This is a genomic window from Pseudoalteromonas sp. McH1-42, from assembly GCF_022347845.1.
In the GTDB taxonomy this organism is placed as follows: domain Bacteria; phylum Pseudomonadota; class Gammaproteobacteria; order Enterobacterales; family Alteromonadaceae; genus Pseudoalteromonas; species Pseudoalteromonas rubra_D.
On sequence record NZ_JAKRFU010000006.1, the window covers coordinates 173,670 to 189,417 of the forward strand.

Genomic DNA, 15,748 nt, shown 5'->3' on the forward strand with positions numbered 1-15,748 from the left:
TAAATGTACCCAAACCAATTACTTAATTTGTCAGGTACAGGCACAATTATCTAAGCTGGAAAATACTGCATTTCAGCACAACGCACCTATAAAGGCTCAGGAGGTCGCGGCTTGATGGGCTAAATTGTCCTTTGCGGCAACCCGATAACGCTGCTGATATTTACGTTTAGCAAAAATAAGCCCAAGGGTTCCTAAAACCGAAGGGGCCAGCCACGCCAACAATATTGCCTGCTCCCCCAATACCTCAACAAGCAAGTAGCGGCCACCAACGGCGCTGAACGCTGTGTAAACACCAATACCCGAACCAATCATTGCGCTAAGATGTTCAATAATCCATTGGCGCGGCTTTACTGTTTGGGCAAAGGTATAGCGCATCATCTTAATTGCCACAATCATACTAATAATACTGAACGCCAGATATAACACCTGACCACTTTGAGCGCCCAGATAAGCAACGTATAACGCACTGACACACAAAGCAAAATAGTTGAAAAGCATATCAGGGCGCTTTACTGTCAGGCGTGAAGCCTTATCCTTAAGCACGCGCATACCATGTATAACCGACGCCAGAACCAAAAAGGACAGCATGAGTAAAAAGCTGGCTCGCTCACGCGCAGTATTTATAAAGTCAGCCTGATTTTGTGCCTGAAGATAAGCTTCCTGATAAACGGAAATGGGGTCAATCAAAACCAGTGTACAGCACAAAATCCCTGATAGAGAGACAAGCTGCATACTATAAGCATAAGCTTTACCTGACAGATTGTGTATTTTCCCCCCTTTTTTAGCCAGGATTGGTGCCCAAAATAAAAGTAATGCACAGCTACCCACTATGATGTGAATAATTAAAGAAAATTGATGAAGGTATTGCATAATTGTTAGCTCCCTAGTTGATGTTCATCCAGCTTAGGGAAAAATAATCCGACCTTCATGTCACTATTGTCACTAATAACTAATGACATTCGTCATGCTTCTTTTCTGACTCTGATCTGATATAAGTACATATTATAAATAATAATTATGATTTTATTGTGCAGCCCTACTTTCAATACCAACCTTCTATGCTTACAACCGCACTCGTGACCTGGTGCGCGGTTGCTATACCAAGTCTGCTTGCCTTATCACAGGCCTCATTCTGGGCCTGGTTGCCACATCTGACCTTGCTACCCTTAATTTTGCTGGTCACCAATGAGTCCCGGCACAGCTATGGTTATACGGTCAGATACTGGCTACTGGCGATAATGGCTTTACTGATCCACAGCACGGGTTTTTTACTGCCGTCATCGGTATACCTAATTTACAGCGTAATGCTCATCGCCATTTTGACCTTTTATTTATCACCGGCTCAGTCATACAGCTACATACTATTCGCTAGCATTGCCTACCTGCTGATCCAAAAACTCTACTGGCAACACCCATGGCCTTGGGTAGAAGCGATGTTATTTGCCTCATTTCATTTATTTTCCTACGTGGTAAGCCATCGCATGCAGCAAGAGCGAACGGCCAAAGAGCAAGCACAACTGGCAAACAGTCAATTGCTGGCCACGCAATCGCTACTCGGACAATCCGTATCAAGACAAGAACGATTATTACTGGCAAGAGAACTACATGATGATGTGGGTCATCAGTTAACCAGTTTGATCGTTAACCTTGATGTTGCCAGAAGAACCGCACAGGAACCTCTAAAGTCTCAGCTACAACAAAGCTATACACTTGCCCGTGAAACACTGGATAAGATCCGCATACTCGTCAGTGATAAGCGCACCGAGCAGTCACTTGACCTCGAAGCGGTGCTCACTGAGCTGATCCATCACGTACCCCGGGTCCATATTTCATTGCAGTTTAACGCTCATCCCGTATTACAAAGCTTAAGCCATGCCCATTGTATCCTGCGAGTTTGCCAGGAAAGTATCACCAATACCCTTAAGCATAGTAACGCCACGCAGGTCAATATTGAATTTGGCCCGTCAGCCAGCGCAGAGTTTAGGATGCAAATAGGTGATAACGGTACAGCTGCGCCACTCATTAAGCCTGGCAATGGACTACTGGGTCTACAAGAACGGGTTGATGAGCTTGGGGGTCAGTTTGATTGGCAAAGTTCACCAAAAGGCTTTATTGTGCGAGTTCAGTTTAAGGAAACACACCATAATGAATAGAATAAAGGTTCACTTGGTCGATGATCAAGCTTTAGTCAGACAGGGCATGCAGGCACTACTCGCACTCTGTGAAAACATTGAATGTAACAGCAGCTCAGCAAACGGGCTGGAATTTATGAATCAGTACAACGCAGGCCTGATTGATGCAGACGTTATCTTGCTAGACATGCGTATGCCTGAACTCGATGGGGTTGGCGTGCTGGAGCAGCTTAATGCCATCAGTGAATCACCCAAAGTATTAATTTTGACCACCTTCGATGATACTACAAAGCTGCAACAGGCCCTGCAACTGGGTGCCAATGGTTGCATGCTTAAAGACGTCGAGTTAGAAGAACTAGAAGCAGCGATTAAAGCAGTATACGAGGGAAAACTGGTTATTCAACGTGCTTTAAGTAACGTATTTAAACAGGCTGAATCAGCATTGGATGAACTCACAGACAGAGAAAAGCAAATACTTGTCCTCATCGCGCGTGGGCTATCAAACAAAGAAATTGCAAGCCAGCTGTTTAAAGCGGAGGGGACTATTCGCAATCATGTTTCAAATTTACTGAGTAAGCTTCAGGTCAGAGACCGCACGCAAGCGACATTAAAAGCAGTAGAATTGGGTCTGGTAAACCAAAACAGCTAGATCCAGAAATGAGCAAAATGTGAGATATAACCTACCCAATTGGTAGGAGAAATAGGTTAAATCTGTAATTTACTTGTTTTAGGAACAATTCACTTGCAAGTTTAGATCCCAAACTCTAAAGTACAGTCTGGTTTTATTATTGCATTGGACGCACTATGACTTACTTAATCAGATGGATCGCTGGCATTGCCCTGCTTACATTGGCAATGCTGACCCTATTTAAAGGACAGTGGTTAAATTCCGGCTTACTGGCTACTTTGGGCATACTGACATTTCCACGTCGTAATCACACGCAGTTAGACAACGCTGCAGGCTATGGCCAACAATTGTACCAAAAGCACCTGGTAGCTGACTCCAATCAACGCTCTACTACCATACCTTATCTGGTGGTGTGTATTTCAGTGGTATTAGTCGTCGTGCTATATCAGCTTCTGTCCGGTTCAGCTGCATAAAGCCTGCGCACCGGCTGACCTTATGCAATGAGTGCTACGAAGCCCTATTTAAGCAGGTCGGTGCCGTTATGAAACTCCAAAATCATAGTGTCACCGGCTGCACACGAGCTACCCTGAATGTAGCGGCATACATCTAAGCTATCCCTTCTCGATTGCTGGATCTCCAAAACTTGTGTCTCCAGTTCACCCTCAAGATGCAGCTTACCGTCAACCACGGCAAACTTGCCCTGAATATTATTCGGCGCTTCTTTCGCGTAAACATACTCCCAAACTCCTGTTTCTGACGGCACCATCATGAAGTAATATAGCGCAGACTCACTCCCAGATTTGAAAGTAAGCATTGTCTGACCAAGCCACGAATAATCAAACGCGGCTACGCTTTGATATGGCTTTAAATCGAACTTAACAATTGCCTTACCCATAAAAAAATGCGGGCCAGCATCGACCAACTCAGAGTCTGTTTGCACTGAAACGTAGAGCGCTCCTTCGTCCTGCGCCAACAGCTTTAACGTAAAAGTACAAGACACATAACAAGTATCATCGGGACAGACGGGGACCGTACCCAGCTGAGGGTGAATAATCTTCTGGCGCTCTATTTCACCAGCCTGATTAAATGACCAAACTGCGCTCCCGAAAGCCACATTGGGAATATAAACGTGATCCTCAAAGTAATCATAGCGAACTGCGCCACTCAACCAGGTACCCACCGTATTCTCATAATTGAAGTGCGTTTTCTGATCTTTAATCATCAACCCCGTGCGCAACAACGGCGCTTTACCTGTATGACTTGTGGCTTTGATCACAACACGTAACCCAACCCCTGCCAGTGACTCTGTGATCCTCAATACAAGTTTCTTTTTAATACCATTTTGCCAGTATTTCAGCACCAGACGATTGCCCTTAATACGCCATTTAAAGCGGCTCACCGTCTTATCATGATGCGTTATTTGGCCATCCCCATTAGCAAAAAAATTCGCTTCGACAGCACCAAATGCAGGTATATCAAACTCTTCATACAGGATGTAATCAACCGCGGGAAGCACCCAAGTTCCCTCAGTAAGATCAACTCGCCAGTCTTGCATTGACTTAGCTGGCACCAGGGTTCCGGTAAAGTGCTGTACCTGCGTTTCAACCACTTCCATCGTATCCGTTCGCACTACCCGCATGTGTTGTGCAAAGGAAACACCTTCCTCCGACGGAAAAACATGCACCTGGTATATTTCTGAGCGATATTCAACGCCCTGATCTTGATATGCCCAGATAAGTTCCGGTGAGGCCAGGTTAACTTGTAATCCATCATCGACTTTACTCCAGCTTATCTGGCTTTCAGTTTGCCGTGCGTATTTTCCCGCGCCATTTTTGGCCAGAACAAGTTCATAGGTGGGACCAGTCGAACTATTATCGTAAAGGAAAAACTTGCCTTTATTAATATCATGCAATTCAGCCAAGCTGGTTGCGACGCTGGAAAAGCTCAAACCAGACAAGATACCTAGTATGATGGGGATTAAGATTCTATATACGTTCACTTCTAACTCCTTGATGTTATTATTTTATATATGAGCAACACGCACAGTGCTGCCAATTCACTGTGACAGAGTTGAAATGCTTGTTCAAGTTTTAGACAGAAGCGTTTGGTGGGTCGTGTAATAACAGGCTTATATTATGGGCCAATATAACTGCGGTTATGATCAGCCAAGGCACGGCGGACCTTATCTATAATTTGACTGTCTGTATCCGGATTAAATGCCAGACAAGCTCTCTCGCCGGAACGATCTCGCACCTCCAGTGCAGAAGTCACCACCTCATAAGGCTCTTCAATCAAACGCAGGGCCTCATAGATGGTGAATTCCGTAGTCATAAGAAAATCTACCCGACCCGCTAGTAGTTTTTTGACCAGCGAACTGGGGTCAGCAGACAGATCCAGGTTAACTCCGCCCTTAAACCCCCTCGCACGCAGATATTCGTGGGTCACACTGCCTCTGACCAAAGCAATAATATAGCGTTTAGCATCGTCCAAAGACTCAACTTGTATGTCATTTCGTGTAGCGAGGCGAAACAGGTGTTCTTTGACTGGCCTTAACAGAGGACAAGCCCATTCAAACCGGGCCTCACGGTCTGGCGTGCGAAAAATAGAGTAAATCATAGTGTTAGGTTGAGTTTGGGCAATTTTCATGGCTCTGGTCCAGGGAAACACCAAAATTTCATAGCTGATCCCGGCAGCGTCAAGCACTTCCCGCACCTTTTGAGTGGCACGTCCATCTACCTGCCCCTGCGCGTTGGTAAAGTTGTAAGGCACCCACTCTTCCGTGACAACTTGAAGTTGAATAGTCGGTTCTGATTCTGGCACTATGACGGGGCGCGGCTGCAGATGTGGATGAGCAGCTACCAGACGGCAGGCAAAGATAGCAACAGCCACTACGGAGCAAAACAATAACTTAAAGATCGTGCAATACCTCATGCAATCTACTTAACCTCAACCCTCATTGTATTGACCAAATAGCACCCAACCATACCTGATGGTTTTGCAATTTCTAAGCCTCTCATGCACCATGCTAGACTAAACTCTCAAACAGATCACTGCTATGCTAAAAAATATCCTTATTTTCGTCACTTTGCTCTATTGCGGCGCACTCGCAGCAAATAGCGCTCAGCCTGCTCCCGTCTTAACCGAGCAACAGCAGCAACAAGTATTACAACAGCTGCAAGAGCCAATGTATCGCCCATTAATGGAGCGCTATATTTTAGACGAGCTAAAATCCTTACGGCAGGATCAACAAAAGCTGCGTGAGGATGTCACTTTACAGCTCACCCACAAACAGCTTGATGCTGCAGATCGCGCACTGACCTATACCACGGATACCATCAACAATGTGCTGTTCATCATCACAGCCACTGCCTCACTGCTCGTGTTGGTTGGCTGGAATTCATTACGGGATATCAAAAATAAAGTTGAAGAAACGGTCAATGATAGAGTCGGAAACATCACCGAAGAATATGAACAAAGGCTCAGAACGCTTGAAGAAAAACTCAAAGAGCGCTCAGAAGAAATTCTCAACAACCAACGAAAAATCACGATTACAAACGAAATTCACTCGTTATGGATGCGGGCAAATCTTGAAAGTGACATGCATGGTAAAATCGAGATGTACGACGAAATCCTGAAACGTCACCCCGATGATGTTGAAGCAATGGTTTACAAAGCCGATGCACTGCTTGAATTGGAACAAACAGGTCCCGCTATTAACCTTTGTAATCAGGCACTTGAAATTGATAGTGACTACGGCTATGCCTATTGGCAACGCGCCTGTGCCTATGCACTGCTAGATCAATATGCTGATGCGATTGCCGACATAAAAATGGCCCTGGCTTACTCGCCAAACCTAAAGAATGAGCTCAATAACGAGCCCTCATTTCAAGTTTTGGAGACAAACCCGAGCTTTAAGGAATTGGTTGAGCACTGGTAGCGGCACTCATCTGTGCTGAGGCTATGTACCTGAAAAACACTGTGCATAGCCTTGGTGGATTACACACTTAACGAAAAAACACGACCTTTTTAATTTTGCCGTTTTCAATTTGATAGCTGGTCACAAATTCAGAGCGTTTGTCCACAACACCCGCCTCTTTACTGCAAATCTCCGAAGTTTCATGATCAATCACGATGGAGCCATGCGTAATGCGCTTAATTGAGGTAGCTTTAAGGCAGTGCATTTTCTTAAACATTAACCCATAACGCTCGATCAGTTTTTCTTTTCCCGTAAACATCAAGGTTTGCGGATACATGTAAAACTCAACATCTTCGGCATATAACTCAATAAACTTGCGTATGTTTTGCGCGTTATACGCCAGAATAAGCTTGTCGACCACAGCTTCTGCCGCCAGTTCCTGCTCTGTCTTTGTTAACTGATAATCGCTGGCCTGTTCATCAAGCGCAGGGTTTGCCGACCCAATAATTGAGTAAACCAATCCAATCAGTACAAATAGGTATTTCATAAATTACCTTTTCATGGGACTAATTGGCGTGCACGATAGCAAATTCAGTTGCCAGAATACAGAATCAGGCCAGTCCATCGGGAAGTTTTGCGTTTCTAAGTGTCAATATTCGAGTACATTGCCTGACGCTCACCAATATTGCTCTACCGTAATATGCCCAGGTTGTGCCCGCCGGTTACGAGCAAAGCCCATCGTCTGTAATAATGTCGTCGTGTCTTTCACCATTTGCGGGTTACCACACAACATAAATTGGCTGTCTGCTGGCAGCTGCTCAAAACCACAATGGCGGCACAGCTCTGCGCTCTCGAGCAGGTTTGTCACTCTTCCGGACAGCGTATGCGCCGTCTTCTCCCGACTAACTAAGGGCACATATTTGAACTGCTTAAAGATTTTTTCGGTATCCAGTAGCATGTCCTGATAGCACAAATCCTGTGCATGACGCACGCCGTTGACCAGTACAACCCGATCAAAGCGCTTCCACAGCTTTCCATCGCTCAGCATAGACAAAAAAGGGCCTATCGCCGTACCTGTACTCAGCATCCACAGTACACTGGCATCTGGTACTTCATCCAACGTGAAAAACCCACTAGGCTTGCCTGCCACTAAAATATCATCGCCTATGTCCAGCGCTGCCAACGGAGCTGACAATTGTCCATCTGGCACTTCAATTAAAAAGAACTCAAGTAACGGGTCCTGAGGCGCGTTCACAAAAGAGTATGCGCGCGATACTTTTTTGTCTTCAACGGGTAATGCCAGTTTAGTAAACTGACCAGCTGTGAAAGGGTCTATGTCAGCCGCAACTTTGATACTAAACAAGCTGGGCGTCCACCACAGCTTTTCAACCACTTTGCCATTCACCCAGTTCGCCATACTTGCTCCCGATAGTTTTCTTATACCTGCACCTTAAATCTGGCATAAAGTGAGGTAAAAACAAATTTTTATATGAATCAAGCCCGCTAACACTACATCCCTTTACACCAGCGTTTGGCCAGTGCACTCGAAAGCAGAGGTTGCTCAGCGCTATTTCGAACAGGTCTTGCCACAGTCTGATTTAGACTAAAACGCGCCGACAACAGCATAACAAACTCGATATAGTCCGCCGCAATTGCCTCTATATCTTGCAGTTGCTGTCGTTGTGACTGATTCAGATTATTAGCAGAACTATATGACCGGAAGGTGTCGAGCCATTGAATAAACCTCCCTCCTTGCTCTGTCAGCATGTCGACCTCCAGAGTGCTCAAGGCGCGCAGCTGATCATATGCTTGCGTATCATTTTTGGCCAGCGCAACGACCAACATGTTTGCCACCACAGCCTGTGCATTGCGTTTATCTCCCACAGCCAGATAGTGTGCACGCGCTTGCTGATACGCGCGCTGCGCCTCATCATAGCGTTTGAGCTGCAAAGCCGTATTGCCTTTAGCGACATGCAATCCGGCCAGGATAATGCTCGGTAGGTACTTTTCCTCAATTCCCTGAAGTAGACGAAATCCAATCGCTGGCTGGTCGGCATTGCGATGTACTATCGCAATATTGATTTTAATAAGCGCTCGTTGATCGTGGCTGTTGGCGTATGTTAACGCACAACGATAGTGCGTCAGTGCGTCTTCAGGTTGCCCGATCTTACGATAGGCAACGCCTATGTTATTTATAACATTAAGCTCTTTACCCGTAACGTGAGGAGATAATCGTCCCGACTGAAGTATTTGAGCGACCTCTTCAACGAGTTTCCAGTCCTGTACCCTAGTTGCAGCCATCAACAAATAGCGATATGCCAGTGCCGCCTCGGCGCAGGTTGCGCGCTGAAAACGCTCCTGATTGCTTAAATACGTTTGCACAGCTTGTTGAGGCTGGTTAACTGCCTGTGATTTCAGCAACTCTATCGGCACATTACAGGATGCTGTTGTTGACAGGGCCATTCCCCAGGATAACAACATAGTTGGAAAAACTATCATCTCAGACCTTAATATAAAACCGCATACCCTGAGTATATAGCTAACTGGTAAGATTAAACGCCAACCCGCATACATTTATTTCAGTTCAGCGAATACTGAGAAGAAATAAAATGACAAAATGTCTGCAAGGAATGTTCAACGAAAAACTATTCTCGAAACAGGCTCTTTAATTTGGTAAAGGCATATATCACTGTCGCGCCTCCCCGGATATTCAAGAAAATGAATAACACAAGACAGAGGGCAATAGATTTCAGATAAAAAAAAGCCGCACTAGGTGCGGCTTTTTGGGTGTGATTCGCGTTGTTTTAGGCGTGTCTCCAAAACTCTGCGATTACGTTACCAAGGAACAGGGAGATCCTGGGCAGGACCAAATTCTTTAAATTGACTCAAGGGCAATTTTAACCATTTCATTGAACGTGCTTTGACGCTCTTCTGGTGGTGTTGCTTCGCCAGTGATTACGTGATCGCTCACCGTAAATAGCGCCATTGCTTTTGCACCATACTCGGCAGCAACACCGTACAGGCCAGCTGTTTCCATATCAACAGCCAGTACACCTAACTTATCCAGTTCAGGGTAAAAGCTGCTGTCAGCCTGATAGAAAGTGTCTGTGGTGTATACGTTACCTACTTTTGCTTCAATACCCAGACGGCGAGCAGCGTTAACACCATTCTCAAGCAGACCAAAGTCAGCAATGGCCGCAAAATCAAAGCCTCGTACGCGAGCGCGATTTACATTTGAGTCTGTACTTGCACCTTGTGCAAAGATCACGTCACGGATTTTAGTATCCTGGTTGATACCCCCACAGGTACCAATGCGAATTAAGTTTTTAACACCAAAGCTGACAATCAGCTCACGAGCATAGATAGACATGGATGGAATACCCATACCAGAGCCCATAATACTTACTGGTTTACCGTTATAAGTGCCAGTAAAACCGAACATGTTGCGTACGTCCGTTACCTGACGTGCGTCTTGCAAAAAGTTTTCAGCAATGTACTTGGCACGCAGTGGGTCCCCTGGCATTAGCACCGTTTCTGCAAAATCACCTGGGTTAGCATTAATATGCGGAGTACTCATAACATGTTTCCTTTAATTCAAGCCTTAGCGAGTTGGGCTGCAAAGCCGTCACCATAATCACAAGCAGATAAGTTAAACCACTGAGCCAGCGTCTGACCCATATCTGCGAAGCTGTTTCTTTCACCTAACGGAGTATTGTTCATTCCATTACGATACGCCAATACTGGCACGTATTCGCGGGTGTGGTCTGTGCCCGGTGCGGTCGGATCACAGCCGTGGTCCGCTGTAATTAACAGCAGATCATCGTCTTTTAATTGGTTAATAATGTTCGGTAAATAAGCATCAAACTGCGCCAGCGCCTCAGCATAACCCACCGCATTGCGGCGATGACCGAATTTTTCATCGAAATCCACCAGGTTAGTGAAAATCAAACTATGCTCCGGAGCGCTTTGCATGACTTCGCTGGTTTTTTCCAGCAAATTCATCAGGCCAGGCGCTTTATGCTTTTGTGTAATACCTTGATGCGCATAGATATCAGCGATTTTACCAATACTGATCACTTCACCACCGTCGTTCGCCAGTTTGTCTAATACTGTCGGTGAGGGCGGTAACACTGAGTAATCACGTCGATTACCAGTACGAATAAAGTCGGCACTAGAAGTGCCTATAAATGGCCGCGCAATCACTCGTCCTATATTCATTTCATCAAGCAGTGCCCGTGCGATTTCACATACTTGATAAAGCTTGTCAAGGCCAAATGATTGCTCATGTGCGGCTATTTGAAACACGCTGTCAACTGAGGTGTAGCAAATTGGCATGCCAGTTTTGACGTGCTCTTCACCCAGTTGCTCTAAAATGGTTGTGCCTGATGCATAGCAGTTACCCAAAATTCCGGGAATATCTGCGCGCTTGCACAACTCATCAATAAATTCTTGTGGGAAACAAGGCTGTGTATTGGGGAAATAACCCCACTCAAACAACACAGGTACGCCTGCCATTTCCCAGTGCCCAGACGGCGTATCTTTACCGCTGGATAATTCTTTTGCATAACCCCATGCAGCTTGCGGTTCAATACGCTGTGCAACTTCACAGGTTTCTTTGCCTGCGGCTTCACATGCTGCAATAAGTCCAAGCTTACTTAAATTAGGCAAAGATAAGGCTTCACCTTTTTCTTGCTTATATGCTGCTAATAGATGAGCTAAGGTATTAGCACCAGCATCTCCAAACTTCTCGGCATCGGGTGCAGCCCCAATCCCTAAGCTGTCTGCCATTAATATGATTGCTCTTGCCATAATCTACCTCTCATCTATTTATTCTGACGCACAACGATTTTGTTTTTAGGTCGTGATTACTCGTCAGAGGGTGTTACTTTATTTGTAGCCCAAATTAACGTACAGGACATAAGTCCGCTGTCATAAAAGCATAACAAAAATCCATTTGTCCCCATATTAATTAAATTTCAACACTAATTGGACCAGCGGACATAAGTCCTGTTTTGTTATAACCAAAACAATTAAATTTGCTCCTTAAGCGAGGCAAAAGAGATTAATCGTGTCTTTTTTGCTATTGTGATCTTCCAACATTAGCAACTGCTGGGTGTGAACTTTAGTGACACGAACAATTATAGCCATCGCCGGCGCATCTGCGTCCGGTAAGTCTCTTTTTAGTCAAACTATTTATAACGAACTAGTAAACGAACTTGAGTCGGGTGCCATCGCCGTTATAGAAGAAGACGCCTATTATAAAGATCAATCGCATTTGCCGTTTGAACACAGAACTCAAACGAACTATGACCATCCGGATGCGTTTGAACATGCGTTAATGAAAGAGCACCTGACGCAACTGCGTCAAGGTAAGTCTGTACAAGTACCGACTTACGACTATGCTCAACATACACGCAGTAGTGAGACACGCACGGTAAACCCGGCAAAGATTTTAGTCGTTGAAGGGATCTTACTGTTAAGCGATCCAGCATTAATCGAAGAATTTGATATCAAGGTGTTTATTGATACACCGCTTGATATCTGTCTGCTGCGAAGAATGCAACGAGACATAGAAACTCGCGGTAGAAGTATCTCTTCGGTGGTTGAGCAATATCAGGCAACGGTAAGACCTATGTTTTACCAGTTTATAGAGCCTTCAAAGCACAATGCCGACTTGGTCGTTACCCGTGGCGGTATGAATCGCGTTGCGATTGATATTATTAAAAGTAAAATAAAATATTTACTGCAAGAATAATACGGGAACAATCTGGCATGACAACAATAATGAGCTTAGTCGGCATGTTAATGCTACTAGCCATCGCCTACGCAGCTTCCACCAAGCGTAGTGCCATTAATTATCGAACCGTGGGTATCGCATTTATCATGCAAATACTCATTGGTGGCTTCGTACTTTTCGTAGAAGCCGGTAAAAACGCGCTGGCGGCTATGTCGAAAGCGGTTTCATCCGTGATCGGCTATGCCAATGACGGGATCAGCTTCCTGTTTGGCCCTTTGGCCGGTGCGGACAACATAGGGTTTATTTTTGCGATCCAGGTACTTCCTGTGATCGTATTCTTCTCAGCCCTGGTCGGTGTGTTATATCACATCGGTATTATGGAGTGGATCATCAAAATCTTAGGGGGTGGTCTACAGAAGCTGCTCAAAACGTCCAGACCAGAGTCTTTGTCAGCAACGGCAAATATCTTCGTAGGACAAACTGAAGCACCTTTAATCGTAAAGCCTTTTATCCCTAAGATGACCCAGTCAGAACTGTTTGCCGTAATGGTAGGTGGTTTGGCGACAGTAGCAGGCTCTGTCATGGCAGGCTACGTTGCTATTGGGGTTGAATTAAAGTACCTGATTGCAGCCAGCTTTATGGCAGCACCAGGCGGTTTCCTGATGGCCAAGATGATTGTGCCGGAAACCGAAAAGCCAAAAGAAAACCTCGCAGAGGTTGATAGCGGCGACGACAAGCCGGTTAATGTAATAGACGCAGCAGCAGCTGGCGCGTCAAGCGGTATGCACCTGGCACTGAACGTTGGTGCAATGTTACTGGCTTTTGTGGCACTGATTGCACTATTAAACGGGTTACTTGGTGGTATTGGTGGGATGTTTGACCATCCAACACTGACGCTACAAGAGATTTTAGGCTATGTATTTGCTCCGGTTGCCTGGATGTTAGGCGTACCTTGGGCAGAAGCCACTCAGGCAGGCAGCTTTATCGGCCAGAAACTGGTTGTGAACGAGTTTGTTGCTTACCTGGACTTTATGAATTATCGCGACACGTTAAGTGAACACACACAAGCGATTGTCACATTCGCGTTATGTGGATTTGCTAACTTGTCATCGATAGCCATCTTACTAGGCGGATTAGGCGGTATGGCGCCGAGTCGAAGAAAGGATATCGCACGCTTAGGGCTCAGGGCGGTTTTAGCAGGGTCTATGGCTAACCTAATGAGCGCAGCAATTGCAGGGTTTTTCCTCTCGCTAGCTTAGAAACTTAATGAGATAAGCCTCAGTTGCAAAACAATTGGTTGGTTGCTTTAAGGGGTTAGAGTAACCAAACTAACTTGAACGATACTTCACCAAAGGGCCTTTATGGCCCTTTTATCGTTTCTATACGCTCATACCAATTTCACTTAACACCTGGTCTATTTGAAGGAGCAAATATGACGCTAACAGCGTTAAAAACTTCTCATTTAGAACCTGATACCTTAGACATAGGTTCACAAATTTTTGCCTCGCCTATAGGGATGTAGGTGCCTCAGCGATAGCAGGACGCGGGAGCGGTGTTATCGACTATATTTTCTCGCCTCAAAATAGAACACTTAATTAAGCAAATTGGTATCACTTCTTTTTGCTATCCGGTAAGTTTCCTGTGCATGCAGGTAAAGTCCCTTCACTATGCGAAAGAACCCCCAAACAAGCAATAACGGCATTAAGATCAAGTCAAACAGATTCACCGCCAGTGTACTCACTAAATAATGCGACAAAGCGTTCTGCTGATACCTGACATGCTTAGGTGATACTTTTTCCAGTTCATGAATGCTCGACTCCGCTTTGTCTTTTAATGACGCTTTATTCTGTCCATGTGTGACATCCTGATGATATTGCAACAACGCTGTACGACCCGTGGTTTTATAACTAACACTCACTGAATGGCTAATGGCACCACTGATATGAATGGCATAGGGCAACATCAGATGCAGCACCACAAAAGCCAGCAATAGCCCTTCACATACTCGTTTAAACACAGCACATAACACCACAGGTAAGCCAAATAACTCAGCACATAGCCAAACCATCGCGCCACTTAACGTGACAATCAGCAGCGGCATGGCTATAAAATGTGCTGCCTCACTGAGTAACGACAATATCTCTACAGCAACCAAAGAGGCAAGATTCAGATTAATACCTTGCTGCAGATAATGTGTCACTGTCGCAATCATATTACCGACGTCGACCTTAAACTCGGCAATAAAAGATACGCCCACTTGACTGCTTTCCACCACTTTAAGTAGCCCGTTAATCTCTGCCAGATAAAACAAATCGTCCAGCGCCTGCGCTTCAACATGATGCAGGTATGCCTGATTGCTCAGGTATACGGCATCCGGTTGATGCTGCCAGTCATGATAATGGATCACCGCAAGGGTAAAAAAAATAACCACCACCAGTAGTAGCAGAGCCCGCATCACCGTGTGCTCGTGTTGCCAAAGCTGTTTCGCAAAGTTCATGATTTTGCTCCCATACTTGTGCACTTCATAGCATTTAGCCCCCGCTCTCCCGCTATCACCACATCCATATCAACCGAAGTACGCACACCTGCAACTTGGGCAGAATCTGAATATTGCCATAACCACCAGGCATGTGCCTGCTGAGGGACATCGGGGCTGTCAGCATAATCAGCCAGCCAAAAAGGTTGGTTAGCGAGCTGGGCCGATAAGTTCTCTTGCCAAAAATCGCCATAACTATACAAAATGGTTTCACACCCTGTTCGCTGCTTCACGGCTTCCATAAACTGCGCAACCCCATTGCTGATCTGTTGCGGTGTACGATTACTGGTGATCTCCACATCCAGCATGGGCATCAGTGTCAATTCCAGCCCCTGTAGGGTTGCCATAAAGTTATCGAACTGCTTAGTGGGGTCATCGTCCGGTTCAAAGAAGTGATATGCCCCCACTTGCAAGCCCGCTGACTTTGCTCCTTTAAAATGAGCATAGAATTGTGGGTCTCGATAGGTCATGCCATCGGTGGCTTTGATATAAACGAACTGCACACCTGCTTGCGAAACTTTCTGCCAATCAACAGTGCCCTGATAGTGTGACACATCAATCCCCAACACAACCTTGGCATTAGGATCACTGAGATACGACTTAAGGTTGTTCGGAAAAAGTACCTCATTCGACGCACTACTCTGCTGTACAGGCGGCATGAATTCGGGTCGAAAGAAAAAAAACAAACAGGCGATGGCCATAAACAGCACAAAGACCATAGGGGAATCGTGTTCGAGTGTTTTGCTGGAGAGCATTCAGTGTCCTTCTCTAAAATAAGTGCTACCAAGCGAATAGCATC

16 protein-coding genes are annotated in these 15,748 nt (G+C 45.5%); 6 read left to right on the top strand and 10 right to left on the bottom strand.

Annotated features, from left to right (window positions below):
- Window positions 1-96: 96 nt before the first annotated feature.
- Window positions 97-870, bottom strand: coding sequence for a hypothetical protein (locus MHN31_RS06745; protein WP_239443843.1), 774 nt, complete (start codon window positions 868-870; stop codon window positions 97-99).
- 188 nt (window positions 871-1,058) lie between these two features.
- Between MHN31_RS06745 and MHN31_RS06750 the strand changes: the two genes are divergently transcribed.
- The 3 genes from MHN31_RS06750 (at window position 1,059) to MHN31_RS06760 (ending at window position 3,233) form a co-directional block, all read left to right on the top strand.
- On the top strand, window positions 1,059-2,153 hold the full coding sequence (locus MHN31_RS06750; protein WP_239443844.1) for a histidine kinase: 1,095 nt from the start codon (window positions 1,059-1,061) through the stop codon (window positions 2,151-2,153).
- Window positions 2,146-2,781 carry a response regulator transcription factor gene (locus MHN31_RS06755; RefSeq protein WP_125557830.1) on the top strand — a complete coding sequence of 212 codons (636 nt, stop codon included), beginning with the start codon at window positions 2,146-2,148 and terminating at the stop codon, window positions 2,779-2,781. The genes MHN31_RS06750 and MHN31_RS06755 overlap by 8 nt, the downstream gene beginning before the upstream one ends.
- Before the next feature lie 155 nt (window positions 2,782-2,936).
- The gene (locus MHN31_RS06760) at window positions 2,937-3,233 is read left to right on the top strand and encodes a hypothetical protein (RefSeq protein WP_125557832.1); all 297 of its coding nucleotides are present in this window, start codon (window positions 2,937-2,939) and stop codon (window positions 3,231-3,233) included.
- A 44-nt stretch (window positions 3,234-3,277) separates the two neighbouring features.
- Here MHN31_RS06760 and MHN31_RS06765 read toward each other — a convergent pair whose 3' ends face one another.
- On the bottom strand, window positions 3,278-4,759 hold the full coding sequence (locus MHN31_RS06765; RefSeq protein WP_239443845.1) for a hypothetical protein: 1,482 nt from the start codon (window positions 4,757-4,759) through the stop codon (window positions 3,278-3,280).
- Between the two features lie 134 nt (window positions 4,760-4,893).
- Window positions 4,894-5,691: a transporter substrate-binding domain-containing protein gene (locus MHN31_RS06770; protein ID WP_230090702.1), complete on the bottom strand. Its 798-nt coding sequence runs from the start codon at window positions 5,689-5,691 to the stop codon at window positions 4,894-4,896.
- A gap of 124 nt (window positions 5,692-5,815) precedes the next feature.
- Here MHN31_RS06770 and MHN31_RS06775 point away from each other — a divergent pair, with 124 nt between their 5' ends.
- On the top strand, window positions 5,816-6,697 hold the full coding sequence (locus tag MHN31_RS06775; RefSeq protein WP_125557836.1) for a tetratricopeptide repeat protein: 882 nt from the start codon (window positions 5,816-5,818) through the stop codon (window positions 6,695-6,697).
- Between the two features lie 67 nt (window positions 6,698-6,764).
- Here MHN31_RS06775 and MHN31_RS06780 read toward each other — a convergent pair whose 3' ends face one another.
- The 5 genes from MHN31_RS06780 to MHN31_RS06800 form a co-directional block, all read right to left on the bottom strand.
- Window positions 6,765-7,223 (bottom strand): nuclear transport factor 2 family protein, encoded by a 459-nt coding sequence (locus MHN31_RS06780; protein ID WP_125557838.1) that lies wholly within the window; start codon window positions 7,221-7,223, stop codon window positions 6,765-6,767.
- A 129-nt stretch (window positions 7,224-7,352) separates the two neighbouring features.
- A complete protein-coding gene (locus MHN31_RS06785; RefSeq protein WP_125557840.1) occupies window positions 7,353-8,093 on the bottom strand; it encodes a ferredoxin--NADP reductase in 741 nt (246 codons plus the stop codon).
- 92 nt (window positions 8,094-8,185) lie between these two features.
- A complete protein-coding gene (locus MHN31_RS06790; protein ID WP_239443846.1) occupies window positions 8,186-9,175 on the bottom strand; it encodes a tetratricopeptide repeat protein in 990 nt (329 codons plus the stop codon).
- A 376-nt stretch (window positions 9,176-9,551) separates the two neighbouring features.
- On the bottom strand, window positions 9,552-10,253 hold the full coding sequence (gene deoD, locus MHN31_RS06795; RefSeq protein ID WP_010380169.1) for a purine-nucleoside phosphorylase: 702 nt from the start codon (window positions 10,251-10,253) through the stop codon (window positions 9,552-9,554).
- A gap of 17 nt (window positions 10,254-10,270) precedes the next feature.
- Entirely contained in the window at window positions 10,271-11,485 is a 1,215-nt protein-coding gene (locus MHN31_RS06800; protein WP_125557844.1) for a phosphopentomutase, read from the bottom strand.
- Between the two features lie 316 nt (window positions 11,486-11,801).
- Between MHN31_RS06800 and udk the strand changes: the two genes are divergently transcribed.
- Window positions 11,802-12,431, top strand: a complete 630-nt coding sequence (gene udk, locus MHN31_RS06805) for a uridine kinase (protein WP_049865267.1) — start codon at window positions 11,802-11,804, stop codon at window positions 12,429-12,431.
- 17 nt (window positions 12,432-12,448) lie between these two features.
- A complete protein-coding gene (locus MHN31_RS06810) occupies window positions 12,449-13,672 on the top strand; it encodes a NupC/NupG family nucleoside CNT transporter (RefSeq protein ID WP_010380163.1) in 1,224 nt (407 codons plus the stop codon).
- A gap of 332 nt (window positions 13,673-14,004) precedes the next feature.
- On the opposite strand, the gene MHN31_RS06815 is transcribed toward MHN31_RS06810, so the two are convergent.
- Together MHN31_RS06815 and MHN31_RS06820 are read right to left on the bottom strand one after the other, a co-directional pair.
- Window positions 14,005-14,910 (bottom strand): hypothetical protein, encoded by a 906-nt coding sequence (locus MHN31_RS06815; RefSeq protein ID WP_239443847.1) that lies wholly within the window; start codon window positions 14,908-14,910, stop codon window positions 14,005-14,007.
- Entirely contained in the window at window positions 14,907-15,704 is a 798-nt protein-coding gene (locus MHN31_RS06820; protein WP_239443848.1) for a glycoside hydrolase family 25 protein, read from the bottom strand. The genes MHN31_RS06815 and MHN31_RS06820 overlap by 4 nt, the downstream gene beginning before the upstream one ends.
- Between the last annotated feature and the right edge of the window lie 44 nt (window positions 15,705-15,748).